Source organism: Ruminococcus flavefaciens AE3010 (assembly GCF_000526795.1).
GTDB lineage: Bacteria > Bacillota > Clostridia > Oscillospirales > Ruminococcaceae > Ruminococcus > Ruminococcus flavefaciens_D.
This window is the reverse complement of record NZ_JAGT01000001.1, coordinates 1,580,485-1,596,588: the sequence shown is the minus strand read 5'-3', so window position 1 is coordinate 1,596,588 and position 16,104 is coordinate 1,580,485. Positions and strand designations below refer to the sequence as shown.

The window sequence follows — 16,104 nt, the reverse complement described above, 5'->3', positions numbered from 1 at the left end:
ACATTAATTGTATCAACAGTTTCCTGCGCTGGGAAAAGCCGGAACTCAGAGCCTGTTATGCCAACGGAAGCAGAGACTACAAATACGACAACATCAGAGAATATACCCCAAACAGAACCTACTACAGAAAATGCAACAAAGCCCACAGTTGAGTACTACGACGGACTTATATGCTCGGATAATATGACTGATAAGGAAAAGGAAAAGTCAAGCTTCCGCGAATTTACGCTGATCTATCCCGAAAAAGCCTTCAACATAGGAGGCTATCGCAGTACATACAATATTCCTCGTGGTACAGCATCTAAAGAATTCAAAAATATAAAGGAAATTGAGAACAGCTTTCGTGAGCTTAGATTATACGACGAGGAACTGGACATAAATTTTCTTGTCCATATAATACTACCGCCAAATTACGATGAGGATCGTGAATACCCAGTTTTTTTGATCACCGACGCACAGTATTGGCTGATAAATGTACCTGATATGTGGCAGCTTATCAGCAAAGGCGAAGCCGCTCCTGTTATATTCGTTACTCTCGGCCATGATTATGATTCAAACGGTGAAAGTGATCCTGAGCGATTTAAAGAGTTCGCTGTAAATCAGAAAAAGCTCCTTGATTTCATAACTGACAACCTTATGAGTGTTATATCCTTGAATTACAAAACAGACAATGGCAGAAGTGTTTTCTTTGGCCATTCTCTTGGCGGTCTTTTTGCTGATTATGCACTATGCAATTCAGATAAGTATGAGTATCAACCCTTTGCAAATTACATAATCGCAAGTCCGGCGGTATGGACGTATCATTATGACATAAATGTATACGATATAGAAAACATTTCGGACCCTCATGCTTATGAAAGAGAATTTGACTATTTTGAACGAAACGAGTCTATGGACAAAAAAGTGTTCATATGTGCTGGTGAAAAGGAAATATACAAATTCAATGCCCCAGAGCTAGCAACTATCCCAGAGGAATCAAAGTCTCTGTACGAAAGGCTGAATGCTCGTGGCGTTAATACGGAGCTTATAATCTATGAAGATGGCTATCACACCAATTATGTGGAAGATATGCTGAAGGACTATCTAAAGCAGAACTTTCCGCCCGAAGCATAAATATAAAGGAGAAACCAATAAAATGAAAAAATTCACAGCACTTATTCTCGGCAGCTTACTTACTGTATCTTTCGCTTCATGTAGCAAAAGTGAACCTGCCCCTGCACTCACAGAACAGACAACTACCGAAGCAGCAGCTTCCGAGACCACAACAGAAGCCGTGACCGAACCCACTACCGAAAAGGCGACCAAGCCCACAGTTGAATACTATGACGGGCTTATCTGCTCGGATAATATGACCGACAAGGAAAAGGAGCGGTCAAGCTTCCGCGAATTCACGCTCCTTGATCCCGAAAAGTGTTTCAGTCTCGGTAAATTCGGCAGAAACCGTTATTGCCTTGACCCAGACGAATTAGTAAGTGTAAGAAAAATACAGGACAGCTTTCATGAACTTGCAATTTATGACGAACAGCTGGACACGCCGTTCCTTGTACATATAATCACACCGCCGAATTACGACGAGAACAAGGAATATCCCGTATTCTTTATTACAGATGAGATATACTGGATGGAACTTATCCCTATAATGTGGAACATGATAAATGAGGGTGAAGCTTCTCCGGTTATATTCGTTACTCACGGATATGAATACAGTATAGACGGCAACGCAAACGAAACGCGCGTTGATAAATTCACCCTGCACCAGAAAGAGTTCCTTGATTTTATCACAGACGACCTGATGAAAACTATTTCTCTCAATTACAAAATTGACGAATCGCGCTCTGTTTTATTCGGGCACTCCAGCGGAGGCCCGTTTGCAGACTACGCCCTCTGCAATTCCGATAAATATGAGTATCAGCCCTTTAAGAACTACATAATAGGAAGTCCGGCGTTTAGCGATTCTTATTATGATGATAATCCATATAAGGGCGATATTGATCTGAGCATTATCAAAGATCCTTATGCATTTCAAAGAGAATTCGACTATTTTGACCGCAACGAAACTATGGATAAGAACGTGTTCATATGCGTGGGCGAAAAAGAAGATATCGAAGTAGACTGCGGTGACGGCGATGATATGGTAGAGGGCTCGAAAGCGCTCTATGAAAGGCTCAAAGCTCACGGCGCCAATGTGGAGCTGAAAATATATGAGGGCTGTTTTCATACCAATTATATCCGAGGTATGATGACGGATTACCTAAAACAGAACTTCCTACCGAATGATATAACATGAATTCCACATTAAAATAGGCGGCTCGAAAGCCGCCTTTATCTATATATTCTCTTGCGCAGACTCGCTATTTTATTCTGCTGAGTCTGCCTTTTTTTTACGATATACACTCTTTCAGATATATCCATGAGTGCCTTATCGTTATATGAATCGGTAAAGAAATAATCTATACGTTTATCTCCATATAAAGCCATATATCCTTTAACTTTGTTCTCCCCGAAATTAAGATACGCAACTTTCATCTTGTCGGTATCAAGCCTGCTGCTAATGATATGGTCGGTATTGATAAGATCTCGTATACCGTTTATCAGGAAGTCAGGTCCTGCTGTTATAATTACATCTTCGCTATTTATTTTGCTGAGCATCTTCCTGTCCAGTTTGTATCTGTTCTTCTACCAGAAGCCTTCTACAGCACCGTATAGTTCTTCCTTGCTGCGGATAACATTATTCAGGAAGTCATTGATAGCAGCAACGATCTTTCTCTTATTAACCAGACATAGTTTGTACTTTATCAGGTTTATGAAGATCTTAGGCAGGTAAAGAATGATCTTCCTGTTGTTCTTTATCATGTATAAGGCAAGATCAACTGCACTCTCTCCGTGATATAGGGTATTATCAAAATCAAAGACTTTCAAAGTATTCTTCCTCCAGAATCTATTGAGTTCATTATATCATACTCCAAAGGAAAATGCAAAAATAGACTGAGTATTTTTATTCCGAAATTTGTACTACTATGTAAATTCCGTATTACGTTTATTCTATACTTATATCCTGTAATTAATATATTTAATATTAAGATGTATTCCTAATGGGTATAGTCCGAGAGTATAGAAACAACATCTACGGAATTAATAATATGTTAGGAGTGATCTATATGTCAGATCATAATGAAAAAAACAATAATAAAGCACCAAAGGATCCCATGGTACCTTTACCGGTGAAAGTACCACAGTCTTTGTATAATGAGCTTGATAAGAATGCTAAGGATAAGGGTATTTCCTTTTCAGAAGAAACAAGATACAGACTCAAGCATTATCCAATCCCACTTACACCAGCTTTGATGTATGATCTGGAGAATGCTAAGAACAAGAAGTATGAGGATCTTAAACCCAATATGCCACAAGAGGCATTAGAAGTATACGAGGAGGTCAGAAAACTATGGAATATATTAAAGTGATAAAGCACACTAATGGCGACGATAAATGCTTGAAAAACGTCGTAAATTACCCGATTGGAAAGGATCAGGTGCTGAAAGAAGGCTTCGGAATCAATCCTAATGATTCTAAAGAAGCCATGCGCCAGTTCCAGTCCGTTGCTAAGTTCTGGGACAACCAAGACAAAACGCCTGTGTTTCACTACATGACAGCGTTCACAGGCGAAACAGCTCCAACTGCTGAGAAAGCAATGGAACTCACAAAAGAAATATTTAAAGATATCACCGATTCTCATCTTGCTGCAACCGGTACTCACTACAAGGACAGAGAGTGGAATTGGTATCATAACCATACAGCAGTGAGTCCTACAAACATAAACGATGGCTCAATGTTGTACGCTGATAATAGCACCAATTTTGCATTGGCTCAGAATATGGCTGATGTAACCGGTCAACCTACCAAACTTATTATCAGAAAAGAGGATGGAACAGAGGTTGAAATTCCTAAGGTATTCGTTCCTCATGACTATGAGGATTGATTCTTAAACTGAAATAGATATATATAATTATTGCCCCACCCAAAAGTACAGCTTGTATTATATACTTAACTTCCGGCCTTTGTGCCGGAAGAGCTGTTCTTTACTATGTTATAATTAACTACTGCAACATTTTTTCTCGAATACTTGACACTTATGCTGTGATGTGCTATTATACTCGTAAGCTACCGACTAATAATTCACCAGTGAGGTGGTATAGAACATGATCAATAACAAGCTGACTATCAATGGCCATAGGATATCAAAAGAAGATGATATCATTGCTTTTCTTCATGAAAATCATTTTTCCTGTGAAATAGAGGATTATTGTTTGGAAGTTGAATTTTCACCTGATAGAAACGCCTTTATTGGATGGCTCAACGGTGACGAAGAAGTATACTATTTTGACAACGGTAGCGGAAATACAGATAGTGTTCCTTTGATAATCAACGTATGTCCGGAAGAACGTATGATGTGTTATGACAGGAATGTTTTGAAAGATATTGTTCTGTATTTTTGTGAAACAGGTTTGCGCCATCCTGGATATCACTGGATACAGGATCAGTTTGGATATTAAGAATACCGAGACAAAAACATGTCTGATATCAATTATAATCGCAGGCGTGAAGGTTGAGGAGGAGTACATGAAACAATACATCGTTGATGCATTCACGGATAAAATATTCTCGGGAAATCCTGCTGCTGTATGCGTACTTGATAACTTCCCAAGTGAAGAAATCATGCAGAGTATAGCTGCTGAGAATAACCTATCCGAAACAGCGTTTGTAATAAAAGAGAATAATCGGTATCATATCCGCTGGTTCACTTCTAAAAGCGAAATAGACTTCTGCGGACATGCTACTCTTGCTACTGCTTTTGTCCTCTTCAATTATCAGGAGCAGGATTCTGATACACTCAACTTCTACGGCCAGATCGGTGAGTTTACCGTATGCAGGTCTGATGATATGATAAGAATGGAGTTTCCGGCTTATAAACTGGAACATATAGAGATAACTGATACCATGATCGAAGCTCTCGGTACTATACCTCTTGCTGCATACAAGGACCGAGATATACTGTTCATTCTCAGGAATGAAGACGAAGTACGAGACTTACAACCGGATATGGAGCTTATCTCCAAACTGGACGGAGCTTGTGTTGCTGTTACTGCAAAAGGTTCCGAATACGACTGTATATCCAGAATATTCGCTCCCAAGTATGGTATGAATGAAGATCCAGTGACCGGTTCAACTCACTGCATGATTGCTCCATACTGGTGCAAACGTCTGAACAAGCCCAATATAACGGCATTCCAAGCTTCCAAACGTACAGGTATCCTTTACTGCGAGTGTGCGGGAGATATGGTTATCATCTCTGGTAAAGCTGCACTCTTTTCCGTTAGTGACATTTTGTGATTAATATATTACCGCTGCCTTCGGGCAGCGTTCTATTTTTCGCTTTTTCTATACATATATTATTTATTAGAAGATCAATGTTACATTTCAAAACTGTAATGTTTCGTAAGTTTCAACACAGGACAAATGTCTTTTCATGAAGTATAATAAGATCATGGAAACGGAGATACTCCGAATACACGAAATCTTTTATACCGAAAGGAAGTATTTATCATGAAAAAGTCAGAGATCATCGTATTTACAATTTTTAAGGTTATATATGTTATGAGTGCTATCGCAGCTATTTATAACTATATTATGGATTTCATCAGCCCCACAGATACATATTGCAGCTTATCTTCAAATGATTTTGTATCTCTTATCGCTATGACAGGTGTACTTGCTCTTATCCTGAAAAAAGAGTGTGAAGCCAAGCAGCAATAAGTATGCATACTAACAGCTGTTGGTTATTTCATAATTATTATTTTATCATATTGACATCTGCTTTGAAGTGTGATAAGATATTAGCACAGGCAAAAATAAGACGTTGTATTTGAATCATTATACCTACGGGTGTAGTGTATCCAAATATAACGTCTTTTTCTTATTTCAGCAGCTTGACAAGTTCGTCGGGAAGGACGCACAAATAGAGCGCCGGGAGGCACACATAAAAAAATCTACTACTTGTTTTACTCACTCATACGTAAACCCTTTGTGAGGAGGTATTTTGGGGTCAACAAGAGATAACCATCACGATTGACGTTGCCTTGCCTAAAGGCAGAACAGGAGGAAAATATGAATAATACATGGAAAGCAACAGGAAGAAAAGTTGTTGTCAGTGACTTTGAAATGTGTCCTATTGATCCACTCGAGTTCTCTTTTCAGCAGATGCCCAAGTGCTATGGTCAGATGATCGTAGACACAGAGGCAAAAACTATCACATTTAAGCGCACAGGAGGCTCAGCCCCCGGCATATACCAAGTTCTTGTGGCGATGTTTATCAACAAGCACTGGACTCGTATCATGAAGGATCCTGCCAACAAAAAAGATATACTGACAGGCTTTCTGCTGTTTTCGTCAAACGGCAACATCTGCTATGCTGCTCACAAAGGTGAGAACGGCTTGCCTGTAATTGATAAGAAGCTGAATTATCGGCGCTATTTCATTGAAGAATTGACTTTGACTATGTCGGAATTCTATCACCTTCTTGAGGATGAAACATTGGTAACATGCTTCTTTTGCAGCAGAAAGAAGCATATTCATCAGCTAGCCAAGGAGTTCAGCTTCAAGTACATATCGCCACAGGAAGCACAGGCACACGCAGACCCAGATGAGTTATTTGAGGATTATGATAGCGCAGGATTTGGCTTTGAAGAGGACGATGTAGACGAGTTTAATATTTTCAACTTTGTTTCCGGCTACGAAGAATCGGATAACGATGCGGATGACTTCGAGTTTGAGGATTAATCTTGTTGAGCTGAAGTTTTAAATATAATAAGAGGAGCCTCCCCGTCAAGGGGAGGCCATATATGGCGCTATAAACATACAACAGAAGCACAAACATTGGAAAAGATACTGATACTGTGACTAACTGTACACAGATATAATCATAAAAAGGCTCGCTATAATGCGAGCCCTTTCACTATTCAATTATGATTATCGGATGTTTTGTACTATCAAGCCAGTTCAGAATAATAAGCATATCATCCTCAGGTACAGCCACACAGCCTGCAGTATATTCACCTGTCATACAATGTAGGAAAATAGCTGAACCTTTATATGGAACTATCGGTTCCATATTATAATTTATTACTACGGAATACTTATATGAATCAGGGTAATCAATAAGATGTTCAGCACTGTTCCAAGTGATATTATTGCTTTCAGTCCATTGATTATAAAGTGGGGATGTGGAATCATCTACCCAATAGCAGTTATCATTTATCTTCCTATATTCGACGTTCAATCTATTCATAGACTGGGTACCAAAAGCAAATCCAAGTGAGAATATACCTTTAGGAGTACAATAGTCTCCCTCATGGCTGTTTGCTGATACACCGTTTTTGCCAACGATGCCACTTGATTCAAAAAAGCAATCCCATGAACCGCTTTTAATTTCATATATTTTTACAGAACATGAACTGCCACTTGAATCAACGGTTATTACTTGCTTTGAACTGCCCATTTGTTTTGAATTTAATCCATGCTTTTCAAGGTATTCACTAAATTCTCTTCAATAGAAAGTTATATTGTTTTCATTTACCCAGCCGTAATAATCACCGTCATCAGCATCATAAAGTTCGTACCAATAAACAGAACCATCATAGTATGCATTTACTGCAACAATATGCCAACCGTCTGTTAAATCATGTCTTTCGTATGTCGCTGAACCGCCATCTATTAAGTATGATCTTGTAAGACCATCAACTTTATTTCCACTTGGAGAATATATATTTCCATATTTGTTACACGAAGTGATTGCTTTAACGTTACTTGATTCACGCGTATAGGTTGCACTTACCATATCACCTGCAATACTACTACTGTTATATGGCGTAACATTGACTACTACTTTAGTTACTCCACCAGAAAAACCTGTTATACGGATTTTTTGTTCCGAAGAACTTCCGCTTCTTGGAGAAGGATTTTGGCTATTTGGACCGTATTCATAGCTATCATAAGTATAATATGAATAGTCACCTGAAACGCTCAGATATATCTCGACTCCTTCATATAATCCTCGTTCTGCAATAAGTTGTGCTGATATATAGGGTTTTGGAGCATTAGTTGTTGTTATAAGATTATTGATATCTGCGATATTCGAGATAGGCGTTAAGGACAGTTCAATACTTTTTCCATATTGAGAGCGTAATTTTTCGTATTCGTCTGATGAAATTGAAGAAGAATTATGGCTGTATGTTTGATTAGCTAGATTACATTCAAAACTATCAACACCATCCAATTTTGTACCTCCGCTGTATTGTGAGAAAGATTCATATACTTGTGAACCGGCTCCTTCAATAGATGTCATGTGCAAATAACCTTTATCAGTAAAAATTAAAGCAGGAGGACGTAATGCACCATAAGTTCTAATTAATTCAACATAATGATTATCTATTATCCCATATATACCAGAACCATTTCCAGATTGTATTAATAATTCTGAAATATCATCACCGTTTAAATCAATAAGTGAATAATTTGCATCATTTACTGTAAATATTGATGAATCAATACATTCCTTGATTGCATCTATATATTGTGGATACTTGCTTATTTCATTCGAAGGATATTCTTTAATTTGTAATGCAGATGATTCAGTTGTAATTGCTGTAACTGTAGTTGATGCGATAGGCGTTGTCTTTGCGTTGTCGGTTGTTGCCAAATTACTTTCTGTTACGACTGCTGCTGTTGATTCATTGCTATCTGGAACTTTATTATCGGTTTTATTTTTCATCAACAACATACCGCCTAAAACCCCAATTCCTAAAAGCAAGATTCCGATTACTCCTACAAGGACGTAAATGACAGGAGATTTCTTCTCCTCTTCATAATTAAATTGCCTTGTATTGAATGATGCTTGAGGAATTTGTGTTAAAGCTGAACCTGTAGACGAAAGATTAACACCATTTCTTTCATTATCACCTACATTATCATATTCATTAATAGAAGTATTCATGTCAGAATTGTATAACGCATTTTCGTCAGTGTTGTTTTTATTATTAGCTGCAAAGCCAGTTGCTCTGTCTTTCAGTCTATTAAAAATTGAACCAGCTTTTTCTTTGGCAAAAGCTACCTTTTCTGAAGCAATGTCTGAGTTACCATAATCAACGGCTTTTTTTGATAGCTTTGATATTGCTCCTCCTGCAAATTTGGCAGCCGCAATGTGCGCACCTGAAACGGCTCTTACAGCAGTTTCAGTATCTTTACTGTCTTCATATGTCTGGCTAGTAGTCTCATTATTTATTAAAGGAATGCTTTCATTGGAGGTTTCCTTATAACTCCCGTAGATCAATTCATAATTGGTCATAAACATATCGTTGCCACCTCCGATACAAGGTATTATTAATCCTTAAAAAAGATTATCACATCTGCTTGAAAATAATTATGTCGTCCCCATATTACGCCCCATAACAAGTATTGAGCACAACCAAGTCTTCTACGGATATTAATAGGGTGGATTCCAAGAAGCTTCCATCCTTCAGCAGCTTGTTGGTTTATTACCTGTTCATACTCCGCATTTAGCTCTTGAGCTACATGATTTTTTAACCTGCATGGATGTTCAATAGTAATTGTTTTGTACTGCATAAATTCTACCTCCTTATGGTTCGTCAACGCCACCGTTAGGATAACGACAGCGTAATATGCGTTTTATCCCTCTTATAAAGCCTTTTAACGCTCCATATTTAATGACTGATATCCTCATATATTCAGAGCAACATGGCTCGAATAAACATGATGAACGTATTGTTTCTGGGGCATACTTCTGATAAAGATTAATAATAGTCAACAATAATTTCTTACCCAGTACGGCAAAGAATACAATTGCTGCTAATAACAACATCAAAGCAAATATCCAAGCGGAAATATTAGTTAAATAACGTATAGCAATCATAGTCACTGAAACTATTACAATTATGCTCAACAGCAATAATGCATCTTTCCAGACTTTTGTTTTATGACGGAAAACTATCTTCTTTGGTTCTTCTAAAGATTTTTTTACTTGAGTAAGTATTATTTGCTCGTCTAACTGAGTATTATGTTCCGGCATCTCGCCGGAATAGTTTTCGTAGATTTTATAATTACACTTCATAATTCTGAAAATATACTAAATAGGCATATTAGTAGGAAACGGTTGTATCTTACATAGTAATAATATCATTATTTTTAGATAAATTCAAATACATTTTGTTAACAATATACATATTTGTGCTTTTTGTATGTTTATACAATCTTAAAACATGTATGTTGTATAATGTGACAAGAAAAAGGCAAAGCGTATGCGACAACAATAGAAGAAATTGAAGATGCTGAGACCTTAGGCTTTTGTTTTGAGTATGATAATGTGGATGAATTCAACATTTTCAATTTTGTATCTGGCTACGAAGAATCTGCCATAGATGCAGATGACTTTGATTTTTCTGATGATCTGGATTTTGAGGATTGATTTTATGGAATCAATATCTTTTATCAGGAATTTGTTAATTATTGAAAATAAAAACTGTATGGTTGACTAATCTGGATATTAAGCTATAATATAATTAAGATCAGCTTTAAGGAGGGATTGCTTATGCTGACTAAGTTCTTGTGTCTGCGTCATGAAGGTGACTCTAAAGCTAACATCCGTAGATGGAGCAGCGCCTATGACGAAGACGACATGGATTACGATACTTTAGCAGATTTGCTCGAGGACTGGATGTAATCCATGAGGACTCTTATTATATCAACTATCATAGAATACTGAAGCTAATGCACAGGCTTATATTGTTATACTTTATACAGCACTGACGTAGTGAAATATGTAAAGGCGGGTTTATCACCCGCCTTTATTGCTCTTTAACGGTTCTTATAATCTGATACATAAAGATATTATAATATCAATAAATAGTTAAGAAGCAGTGGTATTGCCATCAGATTGAAGTTTCTTATGAAGCTCGTCAGCTTTATCCCCAACTTCACCTGCCCTTTCAAGGATAGCTTCCCACTTTGCCTTGGCTACTTCAAATTTTTCGGGAGAAGCTGCTGCCATTTCATCATAAGCGCGATCAGCTTCCAAAATAAGAGCATTGTACTCATCTACCAGACGATTGTACTCTTCATACATCTGTTCATGAGATTTTCCAGTACTTACATTATCCGAAGCATCAACAGCATTTTTATTAAATTCTGAAATATTATTTATATGAGTAAAGCTTATCTTAAGTTGTTGACCATACGAAGAAATGAGTTTATCATATTCTTCTCTGGATATGCTTTGTCCCTTATGAGAATATGTTGCTTTTGAGGTGTTAAATGAAATGCTATCAATAGTTTCTAATCCTTTACCGCCGCTATATTTATAATACGTAGTACCGCCTTCACCGTTACCAGATATCGATGTCATACCAATACAACCGTTTTCGTAAATAATAACTCCTTTTACAAGATTAGCTCCCCAGAACGGAGTCAGATTAACTGCTTCATCATTATAGATGGAATAAATATCATAATTACCTGCAGATATAACTAATTCTGGAATGTTATCCGAATTAATATCATATAATGCATATCCAACATCCGAAACATTATATATGCCTTTATACATATTTGAGCTAATATTATTCTTAAAAGCATTGATATACTGAGGATACTTGCTTATATCACTCGCAGGATATTCTTTGATCTTTTTTTGCTCAACAGTCTTGCCTTTTTTTAAGTATTCTTCAAATGAAAGAATATCTGATTGAGTGGTTGATACATAAGCATAGTAGCTCAGGACATTGGAGGCGTCAACAGCATTTACAACTCCATTACCGTCTGCATCAGCAGCTGACATCTGTACATCTGATAGTCCACTTGGCTTATTCGTAGACATATTTGCGTATGCTGTAAGAATAGAAGAAGCGTCAACTGCGTTTATTTTGCCGTCATCGTTGACATCACCAAGTGTATATACAGGTGTCGGTTCTTCATCTTTAATTTTGATATATCCTTGAACGATACCTTGGGTAAATACCCATGCTTCCATTAACTGCCCTTCTTCATCATTAGGCAAACGAACAAACTGGTCACCAATTCCATATTTTATCTGAATTGGATAAACATCACCTGGTTTACAATCAGAAGATATTGTTAATGGAAAAGACAAGATAATACCATCTTTTCCTTCGTTGTCATTCCCTGCAAATGATATAAATAATTCTTTATTTTTATCACTGGGCTCTACACCATAATTAGCCATTTTTTCTAAAGCAGAACCAAAGACGACTTTATCCTTACCGCCAGCAAATATTAGTCGTTCATCCCAAATTACTCTTAACATTGCTCCTGCGTATTCATTTTCAGCATTTTTAATTGATAATGCTATTGTCTGAGTTGGATTATCTCTTGCTTCCTCAATTGAAAGTTCTATTCTGCTTAATGACAGTATTGGCTTAACAGTTGCTTTTTTAGTATCATATTTCTCAAAAAAGCTAAGATCGCCAACAGCAGGTCCTGTATCTGCATAAGAATCATCCATTGGTAAAGGAATTGCTTCGAAATAATTCCCGTTTTTATTAGCATATTCCTCAGCCGTAGAACCTCTAAAACCATATATTTTTGACGACTTTGGAATAGCATCGATACCAATTATACATTGAGAATTCATTATTTTAATTGAGCCTAAATGTTTACCATTACTACCAGATGAATAATTAAACGCTTCATAACCGATTTCGGTAACAGAAGCTGGAATAATAATTGATTCTAATCTATTATTATAAAATGAACGTGGACCTATATTCTCAACAGAATCTGGAAATGTTAACTTTTTAAGGCTAAGACAACCATCAAACGCTCCATAACCAATCTCTGTAACAGTATCTGGAATGTTAATAGATTCAAGCTGCGAACACTGGCAGAATGTATCAATTTCGATTTTTGTAATAGAATTTGGTAAATTAACTGATTTAATACTTTGACAGTAATTAAACGCTCCTTCATCTATTTGAGTTACAGAATTTGCGATTTTTACAGATTGAACCTTGGGCAAGAAAAAGAATGCACTTTTACAAATACTGGTAATTCCATCTGAAATTACGATTTTTTTAATAATATCTCGATTTTTATCCCAAGATGTAGCTTTATATTCTATTGCTCCTGTACCATTGATATATAGCGTTCCATCTTCTTCGATTATAAAAGTTGCATTTTCTCCGCATTTGCCACTAAGGGCGTTATCTGAAGATGTAGTAGTTGTTGTTATTCTTGTTGTAGTAGTTGTTGTTGTAGTTTTTTTCTGAGTAGTAGTTGTTGTAGTTGTTGTGGTGGTAGTGGTATACGCCATAAAGTCCGTGTTAATATTTTCAAAATATTTTTCTCTCTCTACATTTAACCAAATAATATTGTCGTATTTAGTCTTTTCTGATTTATACGTTGATTCAGATACTTTTTGCTCATTAATATAATATGTCGGTGGCGTGGTACTTCCACTAACCATAAATGAATCAACATTTTCAATAGAGCCATTAACTATTTTGGAATATGTATTATAGACATATCCCCCGGCTCCACCGCCACCGCTACTATATATCAGATTTTTTTCAGGAGAGTACGATACGAAGCCTGCTCGTGGTAAAGTCATAAGCTTAACAACTTTAGAATTATAAAAAGTATATAACTCAGAATATGCAGCAGTTACAGGCTGATAATTGATAAAAAGCTCAGGAATGCCATCGTTATTCAAATCTCGTATTGCATATGTGGAACACATACTTTCACCATATACCGCCTTGCTACAATAATTTCCCTCTTTAACAATACTGGTCAGCTTATCTTTATACCCTTCCTGCCATGAATTGTAGTTTAGAGCTAAATCATCATCAGAATTTATGTCCTCAAAATATTTTTCTCTTTCTACGGTGAGCCAAATAATACTGTCATATTTGCTTTTGGCTGATTTATATGTTTCCTCAGTTACTTTTTGCTCATTAATATAGTATGTCCATGGCGAGGTGCTTGCGCTGATCATAAATGAATCAACATCTGCAATGGAACCATTATTGATTTTTGAATATGTATGATAAACATAGCCTCCGGCTCCACCGCCACCACTGCTATATATCAGATTTTTTTCTGGAGAGTACGATACAAACCCGCCTCTTGGTAAAGTCATAAGCTTAACAACTTTTGAATTATAAAAAGTATATAACTCGGAAAATGCTGCGGACGCAGGCGAATAATTGATAAAGAGTTCCGGTGTCCCGTCGTTATTCAAATCGCGTATTGCATAAGTGGAACACATACTTTCGCCATATACTGCCTTGCTACAGTAATTTCCTTCACTCATAACAGTTTTTAGTGTTTCCTTATAGCCTTCCTGCCAAGAACTATAAGTTTGATTATTATCAGCAGCAACTGCTATGCTATTTTGCATTATGGGTGCTCCAGCGAACACAGCTGTTGAAGTTACGGTAATAACCGTAGACAATACCATAGATATTATTCTCTTAAATTTCATAAATGTTCCCCCTTAAATAAAGATTAGATATCAAGTATATTCTGTTATCTCAATACCATGACTAGTAACGTATCAATCGATCTTAAATACCCCCATCTGCTATAAATTGTCTGCTAGCATATCCAAAATAGGTTATTCCATTTTCTGAATAACTAACATAACACCAATTGTTATTTTGTCCAAAAATATTTATATATGATGACTTTGGCATCTGAATAATAATCTCACTGTCAGTACTAGGTTTAGCTCTTAAGTTTAATGCTCCCTCTTCAGTCCAAACCTTTCCCAACGCTGGATCGTAAGGGCCATTAGAGAAAAATATAAAGTCAGAAGGCGCTTCACTTGTATCATAGGAAGTATAATTATTGGGCTTAATACTATCCGTGGATTGAAACTCTGTTATATTTGTTATTGGTGTGAGATTGATTGCCACTTCGGTTCCTATTTGTTCTGGACTTGGATCTTCGTATTCACCATTAGTTCCGCCATTAAACTTGTAATATGATATGCTACTCTCTCCCTGTGGAGTTAGAGATTTAACAACAAGATATCCCGTATCGGTTAATGCTAAAGACGGAGAACGAGGAACAGTATAAGTTTGTATTAACTCCGAATAAGTATTACCATTAATGGAATAAACACCATACAATGCAGTGTTTATTATCATTTCAGGAGTGTTATCACCGTTAAGATCATATAAAGCGTATCCTGAGCTTTTAGCATCAAACTTGTTTTGATCAATTCCGTCCTTTATCGCAGAAATATACTGCGGATAATTGCTAATATCGCTTGCAGGATACTCTTTGAGCACCTTTTGCATAGCAGTCGTTATCACGGCTGCAGTTGCTGTAGTTTCTGTCTGTTGCGCAACAGTTGTTGCGGCTCCTGTTGTTATTGTTGTTACAGGAATATTATTTGTAGAAGAAGTGATCGTGGAAGATACACTTTCAACTGCAGGCGTAGTAAAATTGTTGTTGCTGTCTTTATTCTTTATAAGCTTCATTCCGCCGAAAACACCTAATCCAAGCAACAGAGTTCCTATGACACCGCAAAGAATATACACTGTCGGAGATCTCTTTTGTGATTCAATGACATAAGATGTATTGAACTCGCTATCGCTCTCTTTAAACTGCGTATTCCTTGGAGATGAACTTTCAGTTTCAAGTTTTGACGTTGAAGCAGATTCTGAACGCTCTATCGTTTGTTTTGTCTGATTGATTTCTAAACCGTTTTTCATAATAAAACCTCCTGTAATTACCCATAATTTTTCTTGAATAACTTTGCCTTTTTCATGCTATAATAGTATTGACGGCTTGTATGCCGTCGCAAATTTCTCGAATTTGCGACTTCTATTCCATGGTGTAATTATAACATATTTATTTAATAATAATGATAATATTTTATGAACAATACACACATAGATAGTTTTTTGTAGTATTATACAATTATGACTACCTGCTATTGTATAATATTTCACGTGCAAGAGGCTATAAATCGTCATATTTCACTTCCTTTATACTAAACGGAAAATACAATTA

General features: G+C 36.7%; 17 protein-coding genes. 9 read left to right on the top strand and 8 right to left on the bottom strand.

Going from position 1 to position 16,104, the window contains the following annotated elements:
* Positions 1–57 precede the first annotated feature (57 nt).
* Positions 58–1,113, top strand: a complete 1,056-nt coding sequence (locus N774_RS18150) for an alpha/beta hydrolase (RefSeq protein ID WP_196231535.1) — start codon at positions 58–60, stop codon at positions 1,111–1,113.
* Between the two features lie 22 nt (positions 1,114–1,135).
* Positions 1,136–2,287, top strand: coding sequence for an alpha/beta hydrolase (locus N774_RS17085; RefSeq protein ID WP_024860527.1), 1,152 nt, complete (start codon positions 1,136–1,138; stop codon positions 2,285–2,287).
* Positions 2,288–2,322: 35 nt separating this feature from the next.
* On the opposite strand, the gene N774_RS19785 is transcribed toward N774_RS17085, so the two are convergent.
* Both N774_RS19785 and N774_RS19780 read right to left on the bottom strand, forming a co-directional pair.
* Positions 2,323–2,649: a hypothetical protein gene (locus tag N774_RS19785; RefSeq protein ID WP_242836586.1), complete on the bottom strand. Its 327-nt coding sequence runs from the start codon at positions 2,647–2,649 to the stop codon at positions 2,323–2,325.
* A gap of 27 nt (positions 2,650–2,676) precedes the next feature.
* Positions 2,677–2,853, bottom strand: a complete 177-nt coding sequence (locus N774_RS19780; RefSeq protein ID WP_242836585.1) for a hypothetical protein — start codon at positions 2,851–2,853, stop codon at positions 2,677–2,679.
* 305 nt (positions 2,854–3,158) lie between these two features.
* Between N774_RS19780 and N774_RS0106825 the strand changes: the two genes are divergently transcribed.
* The 6 genes from N774_RS0106825 to N774_RS0106800 all read left to right on the top strand — a co-directional run bounded on the left by N774_RS0106825 (position 3,159) and on the right by N774_RS0106800 (position 6,834).
* A complete protein-coding gene (locus N774_RS0106825) occupies positions 3,159–3,461 on the top strand; it encodes a hypothetical protein (protein ID WP_024860526.1) in 303 nt (100 codons plus the stop codon).
* On the top strand, positions 3,443–3,976 hold the full coding sequence (locus N774_RS0106820; protein WP_024860525.1) for a relaxase/mobilization nuclease domain-containing protein: 534 nt from the start codon (positions 3,443–3,445) through the stop codon (positions 3,974–3,976). The genes N774_RS0106825 and N774_RS0106820 overlap by 19 nt, the downstream gene beginning before the upstream one ends.
* A gap of 220 nt (positions 3,977–4,196) precedes the next feature.
* On the top strand, positions 4,197–4,550 hold the full coding sequence (locus N774_RS0106815) for a hypothetical protein (protein ID WP_024860524.1): 354 nt from the start codon (positions 4,197–4,199) through the stop codon (positions 4,548–4,550).
* A gap of 67 nt (positions 4,551–4,617) precedes the next feature.
* The gene (locus N774_RS0106810; protein WP_024860523.1) at positions 4,618–5,388 is read left to right on the top strand and encodes a PhzF family phenazine biosynthesis protein; all 771 of its coding nucleotides are present in this window, start codon (positions 4,618–4,620) and stop codon (positions 5,386–5,388) included.
* 213 nt (positions 5,389–5,601) lie between these two features.
* The gene (locus N774_RS0106805; RefSeq protein ID WP_024860522.1) at positions 5,602–5,811 is read left to right on the top strand and encodes a hypothetical protein; all 210 of its coding nucleotides are present in this window, start codon (positions 5,602–5,604) and stop codon (positions 5,809–5,811) included.
* Positions 5,812–6,162: 351 nt separating this feature from the next.
* Positions 6,163–6,834 carry a hypothetical protein gene (locus N774_RS0106800; protein ID WP_024860521.1) on the top strand — a complete coding sequence of 224 codons (672 nt, stop codon included), beginning with the start codon at positions 6,163–6,165 and terminating at the stop codon, positions 6,832–6,834.
* 175 nt (positions 6,835–7,009) lie between these two features.
* On the opposite strand, the gene N774_RS0106795 is transcribed toward N774_RS0106800, so the two are convergent.
* The 4 genes from N774_RS0106795 to yidD are packed head-to-tail and all read right to left on the bottom strand — an operon-like array spanning position 7,010 to position 10,180.
* Positions 7,010–7,552 carry a L,D-transpeptidase family protein gene (locus N774_RS0106795; RefSeq protein ID WP_024860520.1) on the bottom strand — a complete coding sequence of 181 codons (543 nt, stop codon included), beginning with the start codon at positions 7,550–7,552 and terminating at the stop codon, positions 7,010–7,012.
* Between the two features lie 48 nt (positions 7,553–7,600).
* Positions 7,601–9,403 carry a hypothetical protein gene (locus N774_RS0106790; protein WP_024860519.1) on the bottom strand — a complete coding sequence of 601 codons (1,803 nt, stop codon included), beginning with the start codon at positions 9,401–9,403 and terminating at the stop codon, positions 7,601–7,603.
* A 29-nt stretch (positions 9,404–9,432) separates the two neighbouring features.
* Positions 9,433–9,675 (bottom strand): DUF4177 domain-containing protein, encoded by a 243-nt coding sequence (locus tag N774_RS0106785; RefSeq protein WP_024860518.1) that lies wholly within the window; start codon positions 9,673–9,675, stop codon positions 9,433–9,435.
* Between the two features lie 13 nt (positions 9,676–9,688).
* Positions 9,689–10,180, bottom strand: coding sequence for a membrane protein insertion efficiency factor YidD (gene yidD, locus N774_RS20125; protein WP_242836583.1), 492 nt, complete (start codon positions 10,178–10,180; stop codon positions 9,689–9,691).
* 477 nt (positions 10,181–10,657) lie between these two features.
* Here yidD and N774_RS19945 point away from each other — a divergent pair, with 477 nt between their 5' ends.
* Positions 10,658–10,789, top strand: a complete 132-nt coding sequence (locus tag N774_RS19945) for a hypothetical protein (protein WP_278245153.1) — start codon at positions 10,658–10,660, stop codon at positions 10,787–10,789.
* A gap of 186 nt (positions 10,790–10,975) precedes the next feature.
* Here the strand turns inward: N774_RS19945 and N774_RS18145 are convergent, their stop codons facing one another.
* Together N774_RS18145 and N774_RS0106765 are read right to left on the bottom strand one after the other, a co-directional pair.
* A complete protein-coding gene (locus N774_RS18145) occupies positions 10,976–14,566 on the bottom strand; it encodes a leucine-rich repeat protein (protein ID WP_024860516.1) in 3,591 nt (1,196 codons plus the stop codon).
* 82 nt (positions 14,567–14,648) lie between these two features.
* Entirely contained in the window at positions 14,649–15,803 is a 1,155-nt protein-coding gene (locus tag N774_RS0106765; protein WP_024860515.1) for an SH3 domain-containing protein, read from the bottom strand.
* Positions 15,804–16,104: the final 301 nt, after the last annotated feature.

Coding starts and splice junctions, on each gene's coding strand:
- N774_RS18150 (WP_196231535.1), top strand. CDS start 58: ATGCCAACGGAAGCAGAGACTACAAATACGACAACATCAGAGAATATA.
- N774_RS0106765 (WP_024860515.1), bottom strand. CDS start 15,803: ATGAAAAACGGTTTAGAAATCAATCAGACAAAACAAACGATAGAGCGT.
- N774_RS0106805 (WP_024860522.1), top strand. CDS start 5,602: ATGAAAAAGTCAGAGATCATCGTATTTACAATTTTTAAGGTTATATAT.
- N774_RS0106800 (WP_024860521.1), top strand. CDS start 6,163: ATGAATAATACATGGAAAGCAACAGGAAGAAAAGTTGTTGTCAGTGAC.
- N774_RS19780 (WP_242836585.1), bottom strand. CDS start 2,853: ATGATAAAGAACAACAGGAAGATCATTCTTTACCTGCCTAAGATCTTC.
- N774_RS0106785 (WP_024860518.1), bottom strand. CDS start 9,675: ATGCAGTACAAAACAATTACTATTGAACATCCATGCAGGTTAAAAAAT.
- N774_RS0106795 (WP_024860520.1), bottom strand. CDS start 7,552: ATGGGCAGTTCAAAGCAAGTAATAACCGTTGATTCAAGTGGCAGTTCA.
- N774_RS0106790 (WP_024860519.1), bottom strand. CDS start 9,403: ATGTTTATGACCAATTATGAATTGATCTACGGGAGTTATAAGGAAACC.
- yidD (WP_242836583.1), bottom strand. CDS start 10,180: ATGAAGTGTAATTATAAAATCTACGAAAACTATTCCGGCGAGATGCCG.
- N774_RS19785 (WP_242836586.1), bottom strand. CDS start 2,649: ATGCTCAGCAAAATAAATAGCGAAGATGTAATTATAACAGCAGGACCT.
- N774_RS17085 (WP_024860527.1), top strand. CDS start 1,136: ATGAAAAAATTCACAGCACTTATTCTCGGCAGCTTACTTACTGTATCT.
- N774_RS0106825 (WP_024860526.1), top strand. CDS start 3,159: ATGTCAGATCATAATGAAAAAAACAATAATAAAGCACCAAAGGATCCC.
- N774_RS0106810 (WP_024860523.1), top strand. CDS start 4,618: ATGAAACAATACATCGTTGATGCATTCACGGATAAAATATTCTCGGGA.
- N774_RS0106820 (WP_024860525.1), top strand. CDS start 3,443: ATGGAATATATTAAAGTGATAAAGCACACTAATGGCGACGATAAATGC.
- N774_RS18145 (WP_024860516.1), bottom strand. CDS start 14,566: ATGAAATTTAAGAGAATAATATCTATGGTATTGTCTACGGTTATTACC.
- N774_RS0106815 (WP_024860524.1), top strand. CDS start 4,197: ATGATCAATAACAAGCTGACTATCAATGGCCATAGGATATCAAAAGAA.
- N774_RS19945 (WP_278245153.1), top strand. CDS start 10,658: ATGCTGACTAAGTTCTTGTGTCTGCGTCATGAAGGTGACTCTAAAGCT.